Raw genomic sequence first — 22558 nt, 5'->3', positions numbered from 1 at the left:
ACGGGCTCAGCCCTCCGTGGGCTGGGCCAGTTGCTCGAAAGGCAGCGCCTGTTTGACCAGGATGACGGTGCAGGGCGCGTCGCGCGCCACGCGCATGGGCACGGTGGCAAAAAAGCGCTGGGTCTGCAATCCGTGCGTGGCCGCGCCCAGGATCATCATGCTCACGTGGTTGCTGGCCGCATAGCGCACCAGGGCCTGGGCCACGTCGCTGGCTTCGAGCACGTGGTAGCTCACGGCATGGCCGGTCAGGTCCAGCCCCTGGGCCCACTGGCGCAGGCGGGCCATGTGCTGGCGGTGCAGCGTGGTTTCGCTGCGCTCGCTGTCGCTGGTGCTGCTGGCGCCGGGTGACACCACCGTCACGCAGGCCAGCCGTGCGCCGGGGCGGATGCCCAGGGAGCGCGCCACCGCTTGGCGCAGCGAATAGAGCGTGGCGTCCGTCACGTCGGCATGGGGCACGGCCACCATGAGGATGGGGGTGTCCTCGATCTGCTGCGAGGGCAGGGGGCTGGGCGTGTAGTGCATGCCCGCTGCGCGCAGCCAGCGACGCAGGTGCGTGCGCAGCGGCGTGCGCTCGGTGCGTTCGCCGCGTTCGGTGATGAGCACCTGCTCGGGGTTGGACAGGTCAAACGCCAGGTGCGCGGCCGAGGGGTAGCGGTTTGCGGCTTCGGGCTCCAGGCAGCGCAGGATGACCTCCTGCAGCCAGGGCGGGATGTCGGCGCGGTGTTTGCGCGGCGGCGCGGGCGTCATCCACAGGCGCTGGCGCATGCCGCCGCTGGTGGTGGGCGCGCCAAAGGGTAGCTCGCCCGTGGCCAGCTCGTACAGCATCACGCCGATGGCGAAGATGTCGCTGCGCGGGTCGCCGCGCACGCCCACCACCTGCTCGGGGGCAATCCAGGCGGGCGAGCCCACGGCCTGGCGCATCTCCTCGGCCAGCAGGTCGGGGTAATGCGCGTGGCACGAGAGGCCAAAGTCCAGCAGCACGGCGGTGCCATCGTCTTTGATGAGCACGTTGGCGGGCTTGAGGTCCAGGTGGCACACGTTCTGCTGGTGCAGGCTGTGCGCCGCATGGGCCGTGGCAGCGCCCAGGCGGGCTATCGTGGCGGTGTCGCAGCGGCCGGGCGCATCCAGCCAGTGCTGCAGCGTCTCGCCGGGGATGTACTCCATGACCAGATAGGGCAGCCGCACCAGGTCGCCCGCCGCCACAAAACGCGGCACATGTGGGCCGCTGAGCACGGGCAGGATCTGCAGCTCCACCTCGAAGCTCACGATGTTCTCGGCCCCGTCGCCCGCCGTCATGCGCGGGATCTTCATCGCCATGGCAAAGCCGGGGCTGCGGTCGGCCTGGGCGTATTCCACCGCGTAGATGTGGGCCATGCCGCCGGCGTGGATGCAGTCCACCACGCGGAAGCCGTCGATCTCGGTGCCGGGCTCCAGCAGCTTCATATCACTGGCCCTTTTCCAAGCGGTCGGCATAGAAGCCAGGGAGGCACGCGGCGCGGATGGCGGCGGCGGCGGCCAGGTGGTCGTAGGGCACGCGGTAGAAGGTGATCTGCTTGGCGGTGTCGTCAAACAGCGCGTACATGGCGCGTGCATCGCCGTCGCGCGGCTGGCCCACCGAGCCCACGATGGCGAGCCACTGGCGGTGCGTCGGCACGGGCACTGGCACGCCGGGCTCGGGCGCAAAGCGCATGAGCTTGGCCGTGGGCGTGAGGAAATACAGCACCTGCTCGTGCACATGGCCGCAGAACACGTAGCGGATAGCGGGGTCCAGGGCCTGGGCGGCGGTCATGCTGCGCTCGGCGGCGTTGGAGTCTTCCACGTACCGCCACTGTGCGGGCATGTCGGCGCTGGCGTGCACCAGCAGCGCGCTGCTGGAGAGCCGTGCGGTGAGCGGCAGCGACTGCAAAAAGGCGATATGGCTGTTGCCGAGCTGGTCGTGGGTCCACTGCGCGCCCAGCTCGCTGCGGTTGCGCGGGTTGGCGGGGGGCGCCAGGGCCATGGCGTCGTGGTTGCCCAGCACACACAAGGCGCCTTGCTCGGCCAGGTCGCGCACTTGCTCCACCACCGCCACGGGCTCGCCGCCGTAGCCGACCAAGTCGCCCAGCAGCGCAAATTGTTCGGCGCCGTGGGCGCGGGCGTGTGTCAGGCAGGCGTCCAGGGCCTGGCGGTTGGCGTGGATGTCGGACAGCAGGGCGATTTTCATGTTGTTGTCTCCAACCCCATCATCGCGCGTGTCGCTGAATGCCAGCTTGCAGGTGGCAGTGCCTGCGTGGATTCAAAGCAAAAATAGCTGCTACCGCCCGTCTGTAGGGCGGTAGCAGCTATGGATTTGATAGCTCAGAGGCTGCGCTGTGCGGCGGGAGCTTTGTCCAGCGCCAGCACCAGGCCCAGCGCGATGATTGCGGGCAGCGCCTGGCTGAAGAAGATCTTGGGCGCTGCGGTGGTGGCGCCAAACACCCCGGCCACGATCACGCAGGCCAGGAAGAAGATCTTGAACACCCGGTTGCCGGTGAACAGCCCCCAGAACAGCCCGGCCGCCAGAAACCCGTTGTACAGCCCCTGGTTGGCCGCCAGCGTGGTGGTGGCGTCGGCCAACTCCTGGGTCAGGTTGAAGGTCTTCATGCCCAGCGGCTTGTTCCAGAAGAACATTTCGAGCACGAGGATGTACACATGCTCGATGGCCACCAGGGCCACCGCGATGCGGGGGATCAGCAGGCGGCCCATGGTCTTAGACGATCGTGATGGTCACGTCGATGTTGCCGCGCGTGGCGTTGGAGTAGGGGCAGACCTGGTGGGCTGCGTCCACCAGCTTCTGGGCCGTGGCCTTGTCCAGGCCGGGCAGGCTGATGGCCAGGCGGGCGGCGATGCCGTAGGCGTTCGGGATGGGGCCCAGGTCCACTTCGGCGTCGATGGACACGTCTTGCGGCACGGGGATGCCGATCTTGCCGCCCACAGCCTTCATCGCGCCGATGAAGCAGGCTGCGTAGCCGGAGGCAAACAGCTGCTCGGGGTTGGTGCCGGTGCCAGAGGTGCCGGGCGAGGACAGCTTGACTTCCAGGCGGCCGTCATCGGTCTTGGCGGCGCCATCGCGGCCACCGGTCACGTGCGACTTGGCGGTGTACAGGACTTTTTCGAGTGTGGTCATGGTGTCTTCCTTGCGGTTGTTGCCCACGGTGGGCGTTGGAGGGAATCGGTTCTTGTGCTGTTTGTCTGCGGGCCGTCAGCGTTGCTCGCTGAGCCGATCTCGCAACTGCTTGAGTTCGGTGGTCAGGGCGGTCAGCTCGGCAATCGAGCATTGGCTGCTTTGCAGCACACACTGCGGAATGGCCTCGGCCTGGTCGCGCAGCGCACGACCCTCGGCCGTGAGGGTGATGCGCACGCGGCGCTCGTCCTGCACATCGCGCAGCCGGGCAATCTGGCCCTGGGCCTCCAGGCGCTTGAGCAGCGGCGTGAGCGTGCCGGAGTCGAGAAACAGGCGCTCGCCCAGCTCGGACACCGTTACGCCGTCCTGCTCCCACAGCACCAGCATCACGAGGTACTGCGGGTAGGTCAGGCCGATGCGGTCGAGCAGGGGCTTGTACAGCTTGGTCATCGCCAGCGAGGCGGAATACAGCGCAAAGCAGACCTGGTTGTCCAGCCGCAGGATGGCGGGGCTGGGAGTGATAGGGGTGCTGGGGCTGGGCATGGGGTGAATTGTGGCGGGTTATTAAATTGTGTGCAATTGAATTTTGTAAAACCTTGTTGCATGCGCGGATGGACTGGATGGGGAGGCGCGGAGCCTCGGCCGGTGATAGACGCGCGCCTGTGCAGGGCCAGGCTTCGCCATGGTTGCTATATTTTTAATAGCTTATTAGGCATGATGGACGGGCGGAAGCGGCCATTTTTGCTTGAAATTAGCTTCGCCCACGCGCGAGACCCCTGCCGACCCAGCCCGAAAAGATGGGCCGGGTTGGAGGGGCGGATCGCCCGGCAGGGCCCGCAGCCGCGCTCCGCTCAGCGCCCGCTGAACTGCGCCGGTCGCCGCTCGATAAAAGCGCGCACGCCTTCGGCCGCGTCTTCGCTGTTGGCCAATTGCTTTTGTACGGGGATGAACTCGGCCACCGCCGCTGCCTGCCCCTGCTCGATGGCCTTGAGCACGTTGAGGCGTGTGGCCACCACAGCGAGTGGGGCTTGGGCCTCGATGCGCTGGGCAATCTGCAGCGCTTCCTGCAGCTCCTGGCCTGCGGGCACCACCTTTTGCACAAAGTTCAGCCGGTACGCCTCGGCGCTGCCGAACTCGTCGGCCGTGAGCAGGTGCAGCAGCGCATTGCCCGTGCCCGCCCGCTCAGCCATGCGCAGCGTGGCGCCGCCCGTGGCCATGATGCCGCGCTGCACCTCCATCTGCGAGAAGCGGCAGTTGTCGGCCGCCACCACGATGTCGGCGCCCAGCATCAGCTCGATGCCCACGGTGAAGCAGATGCCCTTGACCGCCACCACCATGGGCTTGGTGCGGCGCCGGTAGCCAGGCAGGCCGTAGTCGTGCGGCTCCACCAGGCCTTCGGGGATGGCTTTCTCGCCGCGCTGCATGTAGGCGCTCACGGCGGGCAGGTCAAGCCCGGCGGTGAAGTGGTCGCCAAACGCATGCAGCACGCCCACACGCAGGGCGGGGTCGTCGTCCAGCCGCGTGTAGGCCTCGGCCAGCTGGCGGAACATGGGCGGCGTCCAGCCATTGCGCTTGGCCGGGCGGTTGATGCCGATCAGCAGCACATGGCCGATGACCTGGGTGTCGATGTTGCCCTCGGGTGGGGGCGTGGTGGGGGTGATGTTTGTCATGGGCGCAGGTCTCCTGGCCCATGATTGAAAACGCTTCAAGCGCTGCGCGCCGTCTCAATCGAGACAGCGCAGCCGATTAAGGCAAGCGGCCTCCAAAACCGGCGCGGCGACTTACCAGTGCCCCCGCGCAAGGGCCGCCACGACATGCAAATGTCGTTTCCACTCCATGCGCTGGGGGCGTCCCCCTCCGGGGGGAAGGCGCGAAGCGCCTCAGGGGGGTTAGTAGGAATACACGCCCTGGCCCGTCTTGCGGCCCAGGCGGCCTGCAGCCACCATTTCCTTGAGCAGTGGGCAGGGGCGGTACTTGCTGTCGCCAAACTCGGTCAGGTACACATCCATCACCGCCAGGCACACATCCAGGCCGATCATGTCGGCCAGCGCCAGCGGGCCGATGGGCTGGTTGCAACCCAGCTTCATGCCCGCGTCGATGTCCTCGGGCGTGGCCAGGCCCTCGGCCAACACGAAGAAAGCCTCGTTGATCATGGGCACCAGGATGCGGTTGACCACAAAGCCGGGCGCGTTCTTCACGGTGATGGGGCTCTTGCCCAGCGCCTCGGCCAGGGCCTTCACGGCGTCGTGGGTGGCGTCGCTGGTCTGCAGGCCGCGAATGATCTCCACCAGCGCCATCATGGGCACGGGGTTGAAGAAGTGCATGCCGATGAACTTGTCGGCGCGGCTGGTGGCGGCAGCCAGCTTGGTGATGGAGATCGAAGACGTGTTCGATGCGATCAGCACCTCGGGCGCCACGATGGCATCCACCTGCTTGAGGATCTTGAGCTTGAGTTCGTAGTTTTCGGTGGCGGCCTCGATCACGAGCTGCGCGGTCTTCAGGTCGTCATAGCTGGTGGAGGTCTTGATGCGCGCCAGGGCGGCCGCCTTGTCGGCTTCGCTGATCTTTTCCTTCTTGATCAGGCGGTCCAGGCTGCCGGCCACGGTGGCCAGGCCTTTTTGCACTGCAGCATCCGAGATATCAACCATCACCACGTTGATGCCCGACACCGCACAGGCCTGTGCAATGCCGTTGCCCATGGTGCCTGCGCCGATGATGCCTACGGTCTGAATCGTCATATAGAGAGCCCTCTTCAAAGTGAAACGGATGGACGGAATGGTAAGGGGAATCGCACGACCGTTCGGTTATCGTGCGTCAAACCTGAACCAACAAGCCGCTGCGCAGCATGGCGGAGGAGACACCACAACATGTTCGACTACATCGTGATCGGCGGCGGCTCGGCAGGCTCCGTGCTGGCTGGCCGCCTGACAGAGAACCCCGCCGTGCGCGTGTGCCTGTTGGAGGCGGGGCCTGCCGACAACAGCGTGCTCATCCACTGCCCGGCCGGGCTGGCCGTGATGGCCAAGTTCGAGCTGAACGGCTGGGGCTTCAATACCACTCCGCAGGCGGCGCTGAACAACCGGCGCGGCTACCAACCCCGTGGCAAGGTGCTGGGGGGCTCCAGTTCCATCAACGCCATGGTCTACATCCGGGGCCAGCATGCGGACTACGACCACTGGGCCGCGCAGGGCAACCCGGGCTGGGGCTGGGAAGATGTGAAGCCGTACTTTCTGCGCGCCGAGAACAACGAGCGCGGGGCCAACGACTGGCACGGCCGGGGCGGCCCCTTCAACGTGGCGGATCTGCGTGCGCCCAACCGGTTCAGCCAGTATTTCACCGACGCAGGTGTGCAGGCCGGGCACCCGCACAACACCGACTTCAATGGCGCCACGCAGGAAGGCGTGGGCTTGTACCAGGTCACGCACAAGAACGGCGAGCGCCACAGCGCGGCCAAGGGCTACCTCACGCCCCACCTGGCGCGGCCCAACCTGCAGGTCATTACCGGTGCGCATGCCACGCGCATCCTGTTCGACGGCACGCGCGCCGTGGGTGTGGAATATCGCCAGGGTGGCGCGATCAAGCAGGTCCGCGCCGGGCGCGAGGTGCTGCTGAGTGCGGGCGCGCTGCTGTCGCCGCAACTGCTGATGCTGTCGGGCGTGGGGCCTGCCGCGCATTTGCAGCAACACGGCATCCCGGTGCTGCACGACCTGCCCGGCGTGGGCCAGCATCTTCACGACCACCCCGATGTGGTGCAGGTGCTGGACGCCCCTGAGCTCAAGGACCTGTTCGGCCTCTCGTTGTCGGGCATGGCGCAGACCGTGCGCGGCATCATCGAATGGCGCAAGCACCGCACCGGCATGTTGACCACCAACTTCGCCGAGGCGGGCGGCTTCATCAAGAGCGATCCGTACGAGGCTGCGCCCGATCTGCAATTGCACTTTGTGATCGGCAAGCTGGTGGACCATGGCCGCAAGACCGTGTTCGGCCACGGCTACTCGGCCCATGTGTGCCTGCTGCAGCCCAAGAGCCGGGGCGCGGTCACGCTGGCCAGCCGGGACCCCATGGCCTTGCCATTGGTGGATCCGAACTTCCTGGCTGACCCGGACGACATGGCGCGCATGGTGCGTGGCTTCAAGCAGACCCGCGCCATCCTGTCGCAACCAGCGCTCGCGAAGTTCGGCGCCAAGGAGCTGGCGGCCTCGGCCAGTGCGCGCAGCGATGCCGAGATCGAGCAGTTCATCCGCCAGTACGCCGACACCATCTACCACCCCGTTGGCACCTGCCGCATGGGCCCCGGGCCCATGGACGTGGTGGATGCCGAACTGCGTGTGCATGGCCTCTCGGGCCTGCGCGTGGTGGACGCGTCCATCATGCCGCGCATCGTGAGTGGCAACACCAACGCGCCCACGGTGATGATTGCGGAAAAAGCGGTGGACCTGCTGCGTGCGCGGGTGTGAAGGAATTCACATTTGCGGCGCTGAACGCGGTTTTTAAGGTTCGCGGAAGGTCTGCTTAAGGAGTTTTTAACAGGCAAAAAGGTCGCGCGTTCCTAGACTTCTTTTCATGGAAGCGGGTGCATGGTGCACCCGGCCCGGCACCCCAAAAGCAGGGTGTTGAGAGGCCCCACGAGGCCATGAAAGAAGCACATGAAGATTGACTCCCGCGAAATTGCCGCACTGACCCAAGCCCAGCCCGCTGCCCCCCGCATGGACATGTACGCCAGCATCCACAAGGCGCTGCGCGCCTTCATGGCCGACACGCTGCTGGGCCTGGGCCGCATGGATGTGGACGACGACCTGGAGTTTGCCCAGACCTGCGACCGCGTGATGCAGCTGCTGGACCTGTGCCGCGCGCACCTGCACCACGAGAACCAGTTTGTGCACGCCGCCATGGAGGCGCGCCGGCCCGGCTCCAGCCAGAGCATTGCTGGTGAACATGTGGAGCACGAACAGGCCATCACGGCCCTGGCTGACGGGGTGAACCACCTGATTGCCTGCGCCAAGCCCGCACGCCCGGCCGCCACCCTGGCCCTGTACCGCCAGCTGGCGCTGTTTGTGGCGCACAACTTCGAGCACATGCACGAGGAAGAGACTGCCCACAACCGCGTGCTCTGGCAGTGCTACACCGACGCCGAATTGGCGGGCGTGCACGATGCGCTGGTGGCCTCGATCCCCCCGCACGAAATGATGGTGGTGGCCCGCTGGATGGTGCCCTACATGTCACCCGCCGAGCGCACGGCCATGCTGTCGGACATGCAGCAACATGCGCCTGCCCCTGTGCTGGCCGCAGTGCTGGCGCAGGCGCAGCCGCACCTCACGCAGCCCGAGTGGACCAAGCTGATGCGCAGCCTGGGCCTGCCGGTGGTGCCGGGTCTGGTGCACTGAGGCTCAGGCGTCTTCCAGCACTACAGGGCGCAGCACGCACAGCCGAAAGCGCCCGCGCCCTGTTTTTTCGATGTGGATGTGTGGGCAGTTCTCCTGCAGGCGGCGCTGCAGCAATAGCAGGCGGGCCTCCAGGTTGTCGGCCACATCGGGCAGGCGCAGGGCGGGGTCCAGCCGCAGTTCGCGGTTGGTGAAGTCCACGCGCCCGGTGTGCTGGTGGTCGCGCAGCAGCTTCCACACAATGGCGCCCGCCACGCCCTTGATCAGGTAGTCGTCGTTGATGAACACGCTCTCGTTGGCCGCAAAGTGGCGCACCCGCAGCGCGCTGCCGCTTACTGGCGGTGCTGCTGTAGGAGTAGGCAGCGGCTCGGGCGCATCGGGCGCGGCCTGCAGCAGGTCGATGGCGGCGGCCAGCTGGCCTGCAATGGCCACCAGCAGGTCCTCATCCTCGAAGCCAAAGCGCATGTCCTCGGGGCTCTCGGCAAACAGCACGCCCAGCAGGCGCCCAGCCGACATCAGCGGCACTGCCACCTGGCTGTGCGGTTCGGGCAAGCCGGGGTAGGGGATGTCCATGCCGCGCAGCGGGGGCGCATCGGGCGCGGCATGCGCGTCCATGCTCTCGCGGATGGCGTGGCTGTACAGGGCGGCGTGCGTCATGTGGCTGATGCGCACCGGCGTGCGCTCGCGCGCGGCCATGCCGATCACGCCCTGGCCCAGGCGGATCTCGGAGCCCACCCCTGATGTGGCGTAGCCGCAGCTGGCCACCGTGTAGAGCTGCTGGGCGCTGGCGTCCAGCATCAGCACCATGGCGTGCTCGATGCCCAGTTTGTCCTGCAGGCCCTGCAGCGCGCCTTGCAGCAATTCGTCCAGCCCCGTGCAGCGCGCGATGCCTTCGCTGCACAGGCGCAGCGTGTGCAAGAGCCCGGAGCGCGGCGCGGGTGCTGGCAGGCCTTCGCCCGCTACCGATTCGATGCGCTCCACGGCGTAGATGTCGGCCCCCTTGAGTTCAAACACCTCGGCCATGCCCGCATGCGACGCAATGCCCGCCAGTTGTGCGCGCATGCTCTCGAACACCGGGCCGCTGTCCTCGGTGCGTTCATACAGCAGGTGCAGGCGGTAGAAATGGGCGGTGAGCGGGTTCAGCACCAGCACCGACGCGCGCGGGTTACGCAGGATGTTCTGGCGGGTCTTGTTGAAGAACTGGAACGACAGCGCTACATGCGCCGCATCCACATAGACCACCTGCGAGATGTAGGCCACGTTGGGCGTGCCGTCGGGGTCGCAGGTGGCCATGATGGCGGGAATCGCACCCTCCAGGCAGGGGCGGATGCTGTGCAGGGACGGCGCTGCGGTGCTCATGGCTGCGGCGTAGGTGGTGAGGGTGACGTCGGCGGCGAACACAACTCCGCGCCAGCGCGCGGGCCCGGTGTCTGGTCGAACGCGCTGGTGGGCGTGAAGCTCACGGCCACCACATCGTGCAGCGGCGCTGCCAGCATGGCGCCCACATACTGCGGCCCGTAGCCGACCTGGCCCACCTCCTGCACCATGGACTGCAGGTAGGCCTGCAACACGGGCAAGTCGCCGTCATGGGCCGGGCGCTGCGTGGCCCGGCGGGCCTTGAGCTGCAGCGTCTGGTGGGTGGACGGAACGCTGAAGACCACGGCAATCTCGCCGGTGTGCGCAATGTCCTGCAGCAACTGCTCGGACTGGCTGCGTCGCAGGTACACCGTGACCTCCTGCCCATCGCCGCTGATGTGACTGCCCACCGCCCGCATGATGCTCGGGCGCAGGGCCGCATCGCGGGACGCCACGATGGCCGATACGCCCTTGGCCACCATGGCGATATGGCTAGGGCCGAGCAGCACGGTGGTCATGCCTTGAAGCGCTTGCGTGTCAGGGCCAGGGCCACCCAGAAGGCCACCACGGTGGTCACCACCAGCACCAGGCCATGGCGCAGGGGGTGGGCGGGCCACTGGTCCATGAACAGCGGGCGCACCAGCTCGACCGCGTTGGTCAGCGGCAGCCAGTCGGAGATGGCGCGCACGATGGGCGGCAGCTGCTCGCGCGGGAAGAACACGCCCGAGAGAAACATCATGGGCGTGAGCACCAGCGTGAAGTAGTAAGTGAAGAAGTCATACCCCTTGGCCAGCGCATTGAAGATGAGCGCAATGCTGGAGAACATGATGCCCACGAACAGCAGCACCGGCCAGGCCACCAGCAGCTTGGGGCTGTGGCTGATCCCCAGGGCCAGCATCACGCCCAGGATGGCCGTGACGGTGAACAGCGCCTTGAACGCCGCCCACAGCATCTCGGCCAGCACCACGTCGTCCAGGCTCACCGGCGCGTTCATGATGCCGTCCCAGGTCTTTTGCACATGCATGCGCGAGAAGGCCGAGTACAGCGCCTCAAAGCTGGCCGCGTTCATCGCGCTCATGCAGATCGAGCCACTGGCCAGGAACAGGATGTAGGGCACCTTGGTGTCGCCCGCTGCGCCGCCCACATTCACCTGCCCCACCAGTGCCCCCATGCCGTACCCAAAGGCCACCAGCCACATCAGCGGTTCGGCAATGTTGCCCACCAGGCTGGGGATGGCCAGCTTGCGCCAAACCAGCAGGTTGCGCATGAACACGGGCCACCAGCGCACGGACAGGCTGGGCGGGCGCCACACCGACGGCGGGGGCGGGGCCACAGAGGCCACGGAGGACGGGGTAACGGTTTGCATCCGCTTATTGTGCGATGTTGGCGGGCGGACGCACAGCCCCTGGCGTGCCTGCCTGGGTGGGTCGTCCCGCCAGCTGGGCACGCCCATTGCTTGAGCAACGCCATGCCCACTCATGTCCTGAACCTGCCTGCCGGTGCCAGCGCCCTCTGGCAAAACCGCCTCGGGCTGCTGCTGGAGTCCACGGGGGAGGGCGTGTTCGGCATCGACCTGGCCGGCAACTGCGTGTTCATCAACCGGGCGGGCGCACAGATGCTGGGCTTTGCGGCCGAAGAGGTGATGGGGCGCAACATGCACGCGCTCACCCACCACAGCCACCCTGACGGCAGCCCTTACGCCGACAGCGACTGCCCCATCTTCAACGCCTTCCGCCAGGGCCTGCCCTGCCGGGTGGACACCGAGGTGTTCTGGCGCCAAGACGGTTCGGCGTTTGCCGTGGAGTATTCCAGCCACCCCATCCTGGAGGGCGAGCAGGTGCACGGCGCTGTGATCGCGTTTGTGGACATCACCAGCCGCAAGCGCGCCGCCGACGAACTGCAGCGCGCGCACGACGACCTGGCCCGCGCCAATGACGAGCTGGAGCGCCGCGTGGCCGCGCGCACCCAGGAGCTGTCGCAGGCGCTGGCGCAGCTGCGGGAGCTGTCCGCCTACTCAGAGCAGGTGCGGGAGGACGAACGCACCCGCATCGCCCGCGAGGTGCACGATGAGCTGGGCAGCCTGCTGGTGGCGCTGAAGATGGATGTCAACTGGCTGCACAAGCGCCTGGGCGAGCAGGGTGAGCGCACGCCCGAGGCCGCGGGCGACATGCGCACCCAGATGCGGTGCAAATGCCAGAACATGAGCCGCCTGATCGAAAACGCCGTGGACAACGTGGGCCGCATCATCACCGACCTGCGCCCCAGCATCCTGGACCACCAGGGCCTGTGGGCGGCGCTGGAGTGGCAGGCGCAGGAGTTTGTGCAGTCTGCCGAGCTGGAGCTGGCGTGGCACATGGACGTACCCGCCACCCTGCACTTGCCCGAGCCCGCCGCCATCGCCGTGTTCCGCATCTTCCAGGAGATGCTGAGCAATGTGGGCCGCCACGCGCAGGCCAGCGCCATCGACATTGCCATCGACGTGCAGGACGATGTGCTGCAACTGCGTGTGCGCGACAACGGCGTGGGCGCCACCCGCCAGGCGCTGGAGGCGCCCACCGCCTATGGGGTGATGGGCATGCGCGAGCGAGCACGGCAGCTGGGTGGCCAGCTGAGCATCACCAGCGAGCCGGGGCAGGGCTCGTGCCTGCAATTGCTGATTCCTCTGGAGCTGTCATGAATTCCGTGGTTCGCGTATTGATCGGGGATGACCACCGCATCGTGCGGGAGGGGCTCAAGCAGGTGCTGGGCGACCCCGCCAACGGCACGCCCGAGATCGCCGTGGTGGCCGAAGCCACCCAGGGCAGCGAGGTGCTGGATCAAGTCACGGCGCTGCAGGGGCCCACGGGTGCGCTGGGCGTAGACCTGGTGCTGCTGGACATCGCCATGCCGGGCATGGATGGCCTCGAAGTGCTGCAGGCGTTGCGCAAGGCCTGGCCTGTGCTGCCGGTGCTGATGCTCAGCACCTACCCCGAGCGGCAATATGCGGTGCGCTGTATCCAGATGGGCGCAGCGGGCTATCTGCACAAAAGCGCCGACCCCGACGACATGGTGGCGGCCGTGCGCAAGGTGGCGGCGGGCGGCCGCTACCTGACAGAGGCCACGGCGCAAGCGCTGGCGGGCGCGGTGGAGCGCACCGGCGTGGTGCGCGCCGCCCAGCAGGGCGCGCCCGCGGGGGTGGATGCGCTTTCATTCCGAGAGCACCAAGTGTTCCGTCTGCTCACGGCCGGGCAGAGCGTGAGCGAAATTGGTGCGCAGCTCAAGCTCGCGCCCAACACGGTGAGCACCTACCGCGCCCGCATCCTCGAAAAGACCGGCGCGCGCAACGACGTGGAGCTGGCGCTGCTGGCGCGCGGCGCACCTGCCGAGTGATTTGCGGGCGCTGCATGCCCGATTTGTAGTGCTGGCCCTACACGCTGTAGACACCACACCCACGAATTCATGACAGCGGGCCGGCACCGGCAAAAACTGGCCCGCGCTTTGCGTAACGCCTGGCACCAACTTCTTCGAGGTGTGCCATGTCTGAATTCTTCTCGCCCTACGATGCCGACCGCCCCTTGATGCTGAAATGCAGCTGTGGCCGCGACCACACGGTGGCTGACCACCATGCCGAGGCCTCGGCTGATGCTGCTGCAGCCAACTTGCGCCAGCGCAGCGAGACCCGCGAGTTCGAGCTGTACAGCAACGAGTTCATCGAAGCCACGCTGGTCAAGGCGCTGTTTCCGCAAGACGCGGTGCGCCGCCGCTTCATCAAGGTCGTGGGCAAGGGCACAGCCATGGCGGCCATTGCCAGCGTGTTGCCCGTGGCCAGCCTGCAGGCCATGGCGCAAGAGAAACAGGGCGCGCTGGAGAAGACCAACCTCAAGATCGGCTTCATCCCGATCACCTGCGCCACCCCGCTGATCATGGCCCACCCGCTGGGTTTCTACAGCAAGCAGGGCCTGAATGTCGAAGTCACCAAGACGGCGGGCTGGGCGCTGATCCGCGACAAGATGATGAACAAGGAGTACGACGCCACGCACTTCTTGAGCCCCATGCCGCTGGCGATCTCGATGGGGGTGGGTTCCAACGCCGTGCCGATGAAGGTGGCGACCATCCAGAACACCAACGGGCAGGCGATCACGCTGGCCAACAAGCACAAGGACAAGCGCGATCCCAAGCAGTGGAAGGGCTTCAAGTTTGCTGTGCCGTTCGAGTTCAGCATGCACAACTTTTTGCTGCGCTACTACGTGGCAGAGCACGGACTGAACCCCGATACCGACATCCAGATCCGCGTGGTGCCACCGCCCGAGATGGTGGCCAATTTGCGCGCGGGCAACATCGACGGCTACCTGGGCCCCGACCCGTTCAACCAGCGCGCAGTGTATGAGGAGATCGGCTTTTTGCACATCCTGACCAAGGAGCTGTGGGATGGCCACCCCTGCTGCGCGTTCGGCACCAGTGCGGAATTCATCCAGCAGAACCCCAACACGTTTGCCGCGTTGTACCGCGCCGTGCTCACGTCGGCCGCCATGGCGCGCAAGCCCGAAAACCGCGAGCTGATCGCCAAGGTGATTGCGCCCGCGCAATACCTCAACCAGCCCGAGACCGTGCTCACGCAGGTGCTCACGGGCCGCTTTGCCGATGGGCTGGGCAAGATCCAGTCGGTGCCCGACCGTGCCGACTTCGACCCCATGCCCTGGCAGAGCATGGCGGTGTGGATGCTCACGCAGATGCAGCGCTGGGGCTACGTCAAGGGCGATGTGAACTACCAGCAGATCGCCGAGCAGGTGTTCTTGCTCACCGACGCGAAGAAGCACATGAAGGCGCTGGACCAGAAGGTGCCCGACGGCGCGTACCCCAAGTTCAAGATCATGGGGCGCGAGTTCGATGCCACCAAGGCGGCCGAATATGCCAAGAGCTTCCCCATCGGTAAGGCGGCATGACATGACTGCCGCCAAGAACCTCAACCTGCGCGCGGGCCTGCTGTCCGTGCTCATCTTCCTCACGCTGCTGGGCATCTGGTACATCGCCACGGCGCCCTCGGGCGCCAGCAGCGGCACCGCAGGCATGACGGTCGAGCAGATCGAGTACGCCAAGATGATGGGCAAGGACCCGGGCGCACCCAAGAGCGGCGGGTTCCCCACGCTGGGCGCCATGGGCAGCACAGTGTGGGGCCACCTGTCCAACCCGTTCTACGACAACGGTCCCAACGACAAGGGCATCGCCATCCAGCTGGCGCACTCGCTGGGCCGCGTGGCGCTGGGTTTTGGCCTGGCCTGCCTGGTGGCCATCCCGCTCGGTTTCATCATCGGCATGTCGCCGCTGCTGCGCCGCGCGTTCGATCCGTTCATCCAGGTGCTCAAGCCCATCAGCCCGCTGGCGTGGATGCCGCTCGCGCTCTACACCATCAAGGACTCATCCATCTCGGGCATCTTCGTGATCTTCATCTGCTCGGTGTGGCCCATGCTGGTGAACACGGCGTTTGGCGTGGCCTCGGTCAAGCGCGACTGGCTCAACGTGTCAGCCACGCTGGAGGTGAACCCGCTGCGCAAGGCCTTCCTGGTGATCCTGCCTGCCGCAGCGCCCACCATCCTCACGGGCATGCGCATCAGCATGGGCATTGCGTGGCTGGTGATTGTGGCAGCCGAGATGCTGGTGGGCGGCACAGGCATCGGCTACTTCGTGTGGAACGAGTGGAACAACCTGTCGCTCACCAACGTGATCTTCGCCATCCTGGTGATCGGCGTGGTGGGCATGTTGCTCGACCTGGCGTTTGGCCAGCTGCAGAAGGTGGTGACCTATGTGGAGTGATGTTGCCCAGCGCCCGGCTGTTCCAGCCCCTCTTGCCACTGACGCACCGCAACGAAAGGCCTTTGCCGTGACCCAAGGCTTCCTCCAGATCGACCGGCTGAGCAAAGCCTTTGTACCCGCCAAACCCGTGTTTGCCGACGTGTCGTTCACGCTCGACAAGGGCGAGTTCGTCTGCATCATCGGCCACTCGGGCTGCGGCAAGACCACCATCCTTAACGTGCTGGCGGGGCTGGACACCGCCACCTCGGGCACCGTCATCATGGACGGGCGCGAGGTCGCCGGCCCCAGCCTGGACCGGGGCGTGGTGTTCCAGAGCCACGCGCTCATGCCCTGGCTCACGGTGCGCCAGAACATCGCTTTCGCTGTGAAGTCGCGCTGGCCCGACTGGAAGAAGGCCCAGGTCGATGCGCATGTGGAGAGGTTTGTGGCGCTGGTAGGCCTGAGCCCTGCCATCGACAAGCAGCCTTCTCAGCTATCGGGCGGCATGAAGCAGCGCGTGGGCATTGCGCGCGCGTTCTCCATCCAGCCCAAGATGCTGCTGCTGGACGAGCCTTTTGGCGCACTGGACGCCCTCACACGCGGCACCATCCAGGACGAGTTGATGACCATCGTGCGCCAGACGCAGCAGACGGTGTTCATGATCACGCACGATGTGGACGAGGCCATTTTGCTGGCTGACCGCATCCTGCTCATGAGCAACGGCAACGAGACGCCCGAGGGCTATCGCCCTGGTGGCATCGCCGAGGTGGTGGTCAACCCGCTACCGCGCGAGCGCACGCGCACCAGCCTGCACCACCTGGACGGCTACTACGCGCTGCGCAACCACATCGTGGACTTCCTGGTGACACGCGCCAAAGCCCACTGAATTCCTGAGCAGCCAAGCCCTTTCGTGTTGCCCCTTGTGGGCGACAGGGAGGGCTGCACCCTGAAGTTCCTGTTCCCCGTTCCAAAACCCATCCAACCGAAGGAGCCATCACCATGAACCGCAACGACGTTACCGAAAAGATCATCAGCACCAAGGTCGCCAAGGGCCTGCAGTGGGAGGCCATAGCCAAGAAGGTCGGCCAGTCCAAGGAATGGACCACCGCCCTGTGCCTGGGCCAGATGACCGCCACGCCCGAGCAAGCCAAGATCGTCGGCAAGATTTTTGGCCTCACGGCCGAGGAGCAGAAGTGGCTGCAAGTGGTTCCCTACAAGGGCTCGCTGCCCACGCCCGTGCCCACGGACCCGCTGATCTACCGCTGGTACGAGGTGGTGAGCGTGTACGGCACCACCATCAAGGAACTGATCCACGAAGAGTTTGGCGACGGCATCATGAGCGCCATCGACTTCAGCATGGACATCCAGCGCGAGGCCAATCCCAATGGAGACCGCGTGAATGTGGTCCTGTCGGGCAAGTTCCTGCCCTACAAACAGTACTGAAGTCGGGCCCAGGCCGTGTTCGTCACAGCACCTTGACGGCGCGGCCGATGAACTGGATGGGGCCTGTGGGTTTGCCAATCGGCGAGCCTGTCGGCGGCTCCAGCGTCAGCTCGAACAACTGGTTGGGCTGCAGCGGCGGCAGCTTGTCCAGCGGGATCTGCAGGGGCTGACCGGGCTGCACCAGGCCCAGCGACACGGGGCCGCTCCAGCCATCGGCCTTGGTCCAGAACTCCAGGGCCTTGTCGGCGGGCACTTCGGCCACGCCCAGCGGAATCAGGCTGATCTGCTGGGGGGAGCTGGCCTGCACGACCCAACCCGGGGCCTTGTCTTGCGGCGCGACCAGCACCACCATGAACTGCGGCGGCGCGGCCACGGGCGCGGTGCGCGTGACGAGCACAGCCGCGAGCACCGCCGCCATGGCAAAGCCCGAGCCGGCGAGGGCGCGCCACAGGCCCAGGTGGTCCCACCAGCGCACAGACGGCTTGCGCTCGGCTTTTGCACGGAGTGGCGCGGCAACGGGTGTCGCAGCGTGCTGCAGGCTGGCTGCTTGCAGCGATTGATCGATGCGCGCCCACAAGGCGGCGGGCGGTGCAATGGGCTCCACCAGCTGGGTCAGCGGCAGCAGGCGGGCTTCCCACTCGGCCACCGCCTGTTGCAGTGCCTTGTCACCGGCCAGACGTCGCTGCACGGCCTGGCGCTCGGCAGCAGGCAGGGTGCCCAGCACGTACTCGCCGGCCAGAACATGCAGGTCGTCCGGCGAGGGCGTAGGCGGTGTGTTGCGCAGGTCGGTCATGCCATGCACTCCCGCAGCGATACCAGGCTGCGCCGTATCCACGCTTTCACGGTGCCGAGCGGTGCGCCCAGGCGCTCGGCAATTTCGCCGTGCGAGCAGCCGTCCACATAGGCGTGCAGCACGCAGCTGCGGCGCGCCGGGTCCAGGGCTTCCAGGCAATTCTGCAGGCGACCCAGGCTAGCGTTGAGTTCAAAGGTTTCCTCCACCTCGTGGTGGGCCTGCACAGACATGTCGGCCTCCAGGGCTTGGGTGGTGGTGTCGTCCACATCCACGTGGCGGCTGCCGTCGCGCACGGCGTTCAGGGCCAGGTTACGCACCACGCTGTAGATCCACCCACGTGCGCTGCCTCGGCTCGCGTCGTAGCTGGCGGCACGCGTCCAGATATTGATGCAGGCATCGTGCACGATGTCTTCGGCCAGTGCGCGCTGGCGCACGATGCGCAGCGCCACGCCCAGCAGCCGCGCGCCCTCCTGTTGGTACAGGCGGTGCATGGCCTGCCGGTCGCCGGCCGCGCAGGCGGCCAGAGCGGCTTCGTAGTCAAAATCGCCAGGGGTGTCGGGCACGGTGTGCGGGCAGCGGGGCAGTGGCTGAAAGGTGGGCGCATCGTAGCCGCAAACCCGTCACCGCCCCGGTGGTAGCCCCCGCTGCGCAGGGGATTGCGTGCGCGTGGTTTACGCGGCCTTCCAGAAGATGTAGTCGGCCTGGTACTTCACGATCTGGCGCTCGCCCTTGTTGGCGGGGATGCAGGCGGCAGCAGGTGCCACGCCGCCCTTCAAGGCCACGCGCTGGATGAAGGTCACGCCAGTCATGGCGCCGGAGCCCATGGCGGGGTTGGCCTTGACGAGCTGGTAGGGCAAGTTGCCCGTGCCCGATGGCGCCACGGCCAGCTGGGTGGCTGTCAGCTTGGAACCGTCGTTCGACTCCCAGGTAGCGGGTGGGCCGTAGTAGGTGCCCACTTGTTTGCCGCTGCGGTCATTCAGCACGGCCTTGGGGCCCACAAACACCCATTCGGTCTGGCCCGGCATGTTGGCCTTGTCGCGGCATTCGTAGGTGATCTCGCCCACGCCCACGGTTTCCATCGCCACCTTGTTGCCAGCAGGCACCTTGATGCTGTCGGGCAGGCTGTCTTGCGAGAACATCGGCTTGGGCGACGACATCATGGAGCCGCAGGCGCTGAGCAGCACGGAGGCAGCGACCGCACCCGTCACGGGGAGCAGGCGGGAGAATTTGGACGTGTGGAAGGTCATGGCGTTTCTTTCTGGTTGATGGGTTGATAGGACAGCAAGCAGCAACAAGAGGCGCTGCTGGAGGTACTACCCACGAAAACGCCGTTTGGATGCAGTGGATGCAAAAAATATTTGGCGTGCAACCACTCCCAGCTTTGATGCCGTGGTCCGCACGCCCAGGAAGGCCGCCATGGGGCATGGCTACGGGGGCGGGTTCCGTGCCGGGTTGGATTACAGTCGTCTCCCTCTCTCTTTGACAACCTTTGCAGAAAGCAGCCCATGACCACCCTCGGAACCCCTTTGTCCCCCCATGCCACCAAAGTCATGCTGCTGGGCTCGGGCGAGCTGGGCAAGGAGGTGCTGATCGCGCTGCAGCGCCTGGGTGTGGAAACCATTGCGGTAGACCGCTACGACAACGCCCCCGGCCAGCAGGTGGCGCACCACGCGCGCACCATCACCATGAGCGACCCGGCCCAACTCAAGGCGCTGATCGAAGCCGAACGGCCCCACCTGGTGGTGCCCGAGATCGAAGCCATCGCCACCCCCATGCTCGAAGAGCTGGAAGCTGCGGGATCCGTGCGTGTGATCCCCACAGCCCGTGCCGCACGTTTGACCATGGACCGCGAAGGCATCCGCGTGCTGGCGGCCGAAACGCTGGGCCTGCCGACCAGCCCGTACAAGTTCTGCAATTCGCTCGAAGAGTTGCAGGCCGCGATTGATGCAGGCATCGGCTACCCCTGCATCGTCAAGCCCGTGATGAGCAGCTCCGGCAAAGGCCAAAGCAAGATCGACGGCCCGGCCGATGTGGCCAAGGCCTGGGACTACGCCATGGCCGGCGGCCGCGTGAGCCACGGCCGCGTGATCGTCGAGGGCTTCATCGACTTTGACTACGAGATCACGCAGCTCACCGTGCGTTCAGTGGGGGCGGACGGTCAGATCGTCACCAGCTTCTGCGACCCCATCGGCCATGTGCAGGTCAGCGGCGACTATGTGGAAAGCTGGCAGCCCCACCCCATGCACCCCGCCGCGCTGGAGAAGTCGCGCCAGATCGCCAAGGCCGTGACCGACAACCTGGGCGGCCAGGGCCTGTTCGGCGTGGAGCTGTTTGTGAAGGGCGAGAACGTCTGGTTCAGCGAAGTCAGCCCACGCCCGCACGACACCGGCCTGGTCACCTTGTGCACCCAGCACCAGAGCGAGTTTGAGCTGCACGCCCGCGCCATTCTGGGCCTGCCGGTGGACACCAGCCTGCGCAACCCCGGTGCCAGCGCCGTCATCTACGGCGGTGTGGAGGCCCAGGGCATTGTGTTCGACGGCGTGGATGAGGCGCTGCGTGTGCCGGGCACCGACCTGCGCCTGTTCGGCAAGCCCGAGAGTTTTGCCAAGCGCCGCATGGGCGTGGCGCTGGCGCGTGCCGAAGATGTGGACACCGCGCGCCGCAACGCCAAGCTCGCGGCGGGCAAGGTCACGCCCCGGCAGGCATAAACCTCAAGTAAAAATGGCCTTCTCCGCCTGATAGGCAAGCGATTTAAGCTATCGTTTTAATAGCGTTTTCGGCTGGCGCTGCCAGTTGGCGGCACGCCAGCAGTCACCAGCGCTCAGCCATCCTCGCGGATCTGGCGGCCTGTGAGTTTGAGGAACAGGTCTTCCAGATTTGCGGGCCGGTGCAAGGTGCGCAGGTGCCCATGCTGGCCCAGGGCCTGCAGCAGCGGCTGGGCGTTCTGGGTGTAGAAGAACACCGTCTCGCCGCTGATCTCTACACGCGCCGCCAGTGCGCGCAGTGCGGCGTCTCCCGCCAGGGCCTTGGCGCCCACGCCAAACACTTCCACCACATCGGGCTCCAGGTGCTGTGCGATCAGCTCGCGCGGGCGGCCTTCGGCGATTTTTTTGCCATGGTCCAGCACCAGCAGGCGCGAGCACAGGCGCTCGGCCTCGTCCATGAAGTGGGTGGTCAGCAGGATGGACTTGCCTTGCTGCAGCAGCAGTTGCAGCCGCTCCCACATCAGGTGGCGCGCCTGCGGGTCCAGGCCGGTGGTGGGTTCGTCCAGCAGCAGCAGGCGCGGGTTGTTGACCAGGGCCCGCGCCAGCGACAGGCGCCGCTTCATGCCGCCAGACAGCTCGCCGGGCTTGGCATCGGCCTTGTGGGACAGCGCCGCAAACTCCAGCAACTGCGGCACGCGCTCGCCCATCACCGCGCCCTTGAGGCCAAAGTAGCGGCCAAACACACGCAGGTTCTCGGCGCAGGTGAAGTCCGGGTCCAGCGTGTCGAACTGTGTGACCACGCCCAGCTGCGCCTTGATGGCCAGTGCGTCGCGTGGCATGTGCAGGGGCGGCGTGCCAGGTGTGGGCGTGAAATGCACGGCCCCCCCATCGGGCGCCGTGAGGCCCAGGCACATGCGGATGGTGGTGGTCTTGCCAGCGCCGTTGGGACCGATGACTCCCAGGCATTCGCCGGGGGCAATGGCAAACGACACGTCATCCACCACGGTGGTCTCGCCGTAGCGCTTGCGCAGGTGCAGGGCTTCAAAAAGTGCGGTCATGGGTTGATTGTGTGCGAATCCATGACCGCCAGTATTTTTGGATAGCTGCTCGTTATATGCGCTGGCGCCGCCAGGTGCTAGCCTTGAGCGGCTATGGACACAAACCCATCCATCCGGTCGATTGCTGGCTATGCCGAATTGCCCCTGGACACGCTGGACGCCGAAAAAATAGAGGCTGTGTGGTGCTACACCCCACTGGTCGAAGGGCGGCAACTGGTGTTGCCAGACGGGCGAATGGATCTGGTGGTGCACTGCGCGGTGACGCCGCAAGGCATTGCAAAACCCGTCTTGCTGGTGATTGCGGGGCCGACACAGACGCCTACAGTGGTTGCGCTTCGCCCGCAGACGGTCATTCTCGGAGTGCGGTTTCATATCGGTTGGGGCGGTGCGTGCCTGGGCATTGCGCCGAGCGCGGTGCGTAATCGCACGGTGGTCGGCAGCGAGGTGGAGCGGTGTCTGGGCCTCCTGGCGCGGGAGATCCTCGTGCAAAACACGTTGCTCGGTGTGGAGAGTGCCTTGCGCTCCGTGGCTGGGGCGCTGGCGTCGCGTGCGCGCGCAGCGCCAGCCCATGGTCGGGTGCTTCACGTCCTTGACTGCATGCAACGTGATACCGAAGGCGAGGGAGTGGTCACTTCCTGGGGGCTACCCTCTGCCCGCACGCTACGCCGCGACATGATGGCGGTCGTGGGCCTGCCCTTGCGCACTCTGGCAGGCATATTGCGTTTTCAGCGCGCTATGGCTCTGCTGGTCACCGGCACCGCATCGATTGGCGAGGTCGCCATCGCTGCAGGGTATGCAGACCAATCCCATATGACCCGGGAATTCCGGCGATTTGGCGGTTTCACACCTGCGGTGCCAACGCCAGCGCCCCTGGTCCGCCTGGCACCGTAGCCCGCTTGAGCGTGTCCGAA

At 66.2% G+C, this 22558-nt stretch carries 24 protein-coding genes; 10 read left to right on the top strand and 14 right to left on the bottom strand.

What is annotated here, in order from left to right:
- Positions 1-6 precede the first annotated feature (6 nt).
- From AvAM_RS20225 to AvAM_RS20195, 7 genes are all read right to left on the bottom strand, one after another.
- Positions 7-1443, bottom strand: a complete 1437-nt coding sequence (locus AvAM_RS20225; protein WP_137748751.1) for a bifunctional serine/threonine-protein kinase/universal stress protein — start codon at positions 1441-1443, stop codon at positions 7-9.
- A gap of 1 nt (position 1444) precedes the next feature.
- Positions 1445-2203, bottom strand: coding sequence for a metallophosphoesterase (locus AvAM_RS20220; RefSeq protein WP_137748750.1), 759 nt, complete (start codon positions 2201-2203; stop codon positions 1445-1447).
- A 134-nt stretch (positions 2204-2337) separates the two neighbouring features.
- Positions 2338-2724 carry a DUF1304 domain-containing protein gene (locus tag AvAM_RS20215; protein WP_137748749.1) on the bottom strand — a complete coding sequence of 129 codons (387 nt, stop codon included), beginning with the start codon at positions 2722-2724 and terminating at the stop codon, positions 2338-2340.
- Positions 2725-2728: 4 nt separating this feature from the next.
- Positions 2729-3145: an organic hydroperoxide resistance protein gene (locus tag AvAM_RS20210; protein WP_137748748.1), complete on the bottom strand. Its 417-nt coding sequence runs from the start codon at positions 3143-3145 to the stop codon at positions 2729-2731.
- A gap of 75 nt (positions 3146-3220) precedes the next feature.
- The gene (locus AvAM_RS20205; RefSeq protein ID WP_137748747.1) at positions 3221-3685 is read right to left on the bottom strand and encodes a MarR family winged helix-turn-helix transcriptional regulator; all 465 of its coding nucleotides are present in this window, start codon (positions 3683-3685) and stop codon (positions 3221-3223) included.
- Positions 3686-3993: 308 nt separating this feature from the next.
- Entirely contained in the window at positions 3994-4812 is an 819-nt protein-coding gene (locus AvAM_RS20200) for a crotonase/enoyl-CoA hydratase family protein (RefSeq protein WP_137748746.1), read from the bottom strand.
- A gap of 219 nt (positions 4813-5031) precedes the next feature.
- Positions 5032-5880, bottom strand: a complete 849-nt coding sequence (locus tag AvAM_RS20195) for a 3-hydroxybutyryl-CoA dehydrogenase (RefSeq protein ID WP_137748745.1) — start codon at positions 5878-5880, stop codon at positions 5032-5034.
- A 129-nt stretch (positions 5881-6009) separates the two neighbouring features.
- Between AvAM_RS20195 and AvAM_RS20190 the strand changes: the two genes are divergently transcribed.
- Together AvAM_RS20190 and AvAM_RS20185 are read left to right on the top strand one after the other, a co-directional pair.
- On the top strand, positions 6010-7599 hold the full coding sequence (locus AvAM_RS20190; RefSeq protein WP_137748744.1) for a GMC family oxidoreductase: 1590 nt from the start codon (positions 6010-6012) through the stop codon (positions 7597-7599).
- Between the two features lie 189 nt (positions 7600-7788).
- Positions 7789-8526: a hypothetical protein gene (locus tag AvAM_RS20185; protein WP_137748743.1), complete on the top strand. Its 738-nt coding sequence runs from the start codon at positions 7789-7791 to the stop codon at positions 8524-8526.
- A gap of 3 nt (positions 8527-8529) precedes the next feature.
- On the opposite strand, the gene AvAM_RS20180 is transcribed toward AvAM_RS20185, so the two are convergent.
- From AvAM_RS20180 to AvAM_RS20170, 3 genes are read right to left on the bottom strand one after another with little or no spacing between them, the layout of a single operon-like run.
- On the bottom strand, positions 8530-9882 hold the full coding sequence (locus AvAM_RS20180; protein ID WP_137748881.1) for a GAF domain-containing protein: 1353 nt from the start codon (positions 9880-9882) through the stop codon (positions 8530-8532).
- The gene (locus tag AvAM_RS20175) at positions 9879-10397 is read right to left on the bottom strand and encodes a hypothetical protein (protein WP_137748742.1); all 519 of its coding nucleotides are present in this window, start codon (positions 10395-10397) and stop codon (positions 9879-9881) included. The genes AvAM_RS20180 and AvAM_RS20175 overlap by 4 nt, the downstream gene beginning before the upstream one ends.
- A complete protein-coding gene (locus AvAM_RS20170; protein WP_056647348.1) occupies positions 10394-11245 on the bottom strand; it encodes an ABC transporter permease in 852 nt (283 codons plus the stop codon). The genes AvAM_RS20175 and AvAM_RS20170 overlap by 4 nt, the downstream gene beginning before the upstream one ends.
- Positions 11246-11347: 102 nt before the next feature.
- Here AvAM_RS20170 and AvAM_RS20165 point away from each other — a divergent pair, with 102 nt between their 5' ends.
- The 6 genes from AvAM_RS20165 (at position 11348) to cynS (ending at position 17091) form a co-directional block, all read left to right on the top strand.
- A complete protein-coding gene (locus tag AvAM_RS20165) occupies positions 11348-12556 on the top strand; it encodes a PAS domain-containing sensor histidine kinase (protein ID WP_137748741.1) in 1209 nt (402 codons plus the stop codon).
- Positions 12553-13248: a response regulator transcription factor gene (locus tag AvAM_RS20160; RefSeq protein WP_137748740.1), complete on the top strand. Its 696-nt coding sequence runs from the start codon at positions 12553-12555 to the stop codon at positions 13246-13248. The genes AvAM_RS20165 and AvAM_RS20160 overlap by 4 nt, the downstream gene beginning before the upstream one ends.
- A 146-nt stretch (positions 13249-13394) precedes the next feature.
- Positions 13395-14801 carry a CmpA/NrtA family ABC transporter substrate-binding protein gene (locus AvAM_RS20155; protein ID WP_137748739.1) on the top strand — a complete coding sequence of 469 codons (1407 nt, stop codon included), beginning with the start codon at positions 13395-13397 and terminating at the stop codon, positions 14799-14801.
- Between the two features lies 1 nt (position 14802).
- The gene (gene ntrB, locus AvAM_RS20150) at positions 14803-15669 is read left to right on the top strand and encodes a nitrate ABC transporter permease (protein ID WP_137748738.1); all 867 of its coding nucleotides are present in this window, start codon (positions 14803-14805) and stop codon (positions 15667-15669) included.
- A complete protein-coding gene (locus AvAM_RS20145) occupies positions 15659-16534 on the top strand; it encodes an ABC transporter ATP-binding protein (protein ID WP_137748737.1) in 876 nt (291 codons plus the stop codon). Before ntrB ends, AvAM_RS20145 begins: the two co-directional genes overlap by 11 nt.
- Before the next feature lie 113 nt (positions 16535-16647).
- Positions 16648-17091 (top strand): cyanase, encoded by a 444-nt coding sequence (gene cynS, locus AvAM_RS20140; RefSeq protein WP_008905293.1) that lies wholly within the window; start codon positions 16648-16650, stop codon positions 17089-17091.
- Between the two features lie 22 nt (positions 17092-17113).
- Here the strand turns inward: cynS and AvAM_RS20135 are convergent, their stop codons facing one another.
- The 3 genes from AvAM_RS20135 to AvAM_RS20125 form a co-directional block, all read right to left on the bottom strand.
- Positions 17114-17884 carry an anti-sigma factor domain-containing protein gene (locus tag AvAM_RS20135; RefSeq protein ID WP_137748736.1) on the bottom strand — a complete coding sequence of 257 codons (771 nt, stop codon included), beginning with the start codon at positions 17882-17884 and terminating at the stop codon, positions 17114-17116.
- Positions 17881-18447, bottom strand: coding sequence for a sigma-70 family RNA polymerase sigma factor (locus AvAM_RS20130; protein WP_137748735.1), 567 nt, complete (start codon positions 18445-18447; stop codon positions 17881-17883). Before AvAM_RS20130 ends, AvAM_RS20135 begins: the two co-directional genes overlap by 4 nt.
- A 108-nt stretch (positions 18448-18555) precedes the next feature.
- On the bottom strand, positions 18556-19131 hold the full coding sequence (locus AvAM_RS20125) for a DUF3455 domain-containing protein (RefSeq protein ID WP_137748734.1): 576 nt from the start codon (positions 19129-19131) through the stop codon (positions 18556-18558).
- Between the two features lie 258 nt (positions 19132-19389).
- Between AvAM_RS20125 and purT the strand changes: the two genes are divergently transcribed.
- Positions 19390-20592 (top strand): formate-dependent phosphoribosylglycinamide formyltransferase, encoded by a 1203-nt coding sequence (gene purT, locus AvAM_RS20120; protein ID WP_137748733.1) that lies wholly within the window; start codon positions 19390-19392, stop codon positions 20590-20592.
- A 113-nt stretch (positions 20593-20705) separates the two neighbouring features.
- Here purT and AvAM_RS20115 read toward each other — a convergent pair whose 3' ends face one another.
- Complete coding sequence (locus AvAM_RS20115; protein WP_137748732.1) at positions 20706-21647, bottom strand: ATP-binding cassette domain-containing protein; 942 nt, start codon at positions 21645-21647, stop codon at positions 20706-20708.
- Positions 21648-21740: 93 nt separating this feature from the next.
- Between AvAM_RS20115 and AvAM_RS20110 the strand changes: the two genes are divergently transcribed.
- On the top strand, positions 21741-22538 hold the full coding sequence (locus AvAM_RS20110; RefSeq protein WP_137748731.1) for an AraC family transcriptional regulator: 798 nt from the start codon (positions 21741-21743) through the stop codon (positions 22536-22538).
- The last annotated feature ends 20 nt before the right edge of the window (positions 22539-22558 follow it).

This window comes from Acidovorax sp. NB1 (genome assembly GCF_005405905.1).
GTDB lineage: Bacteria > Pseudomonadota > Gammaproteobacteria > Burkholderiales > Burkholderiaceae_C > Acidovorax.
This window is presented reverse-complemented; position numbering and strand designations above follow the sequence as displayed.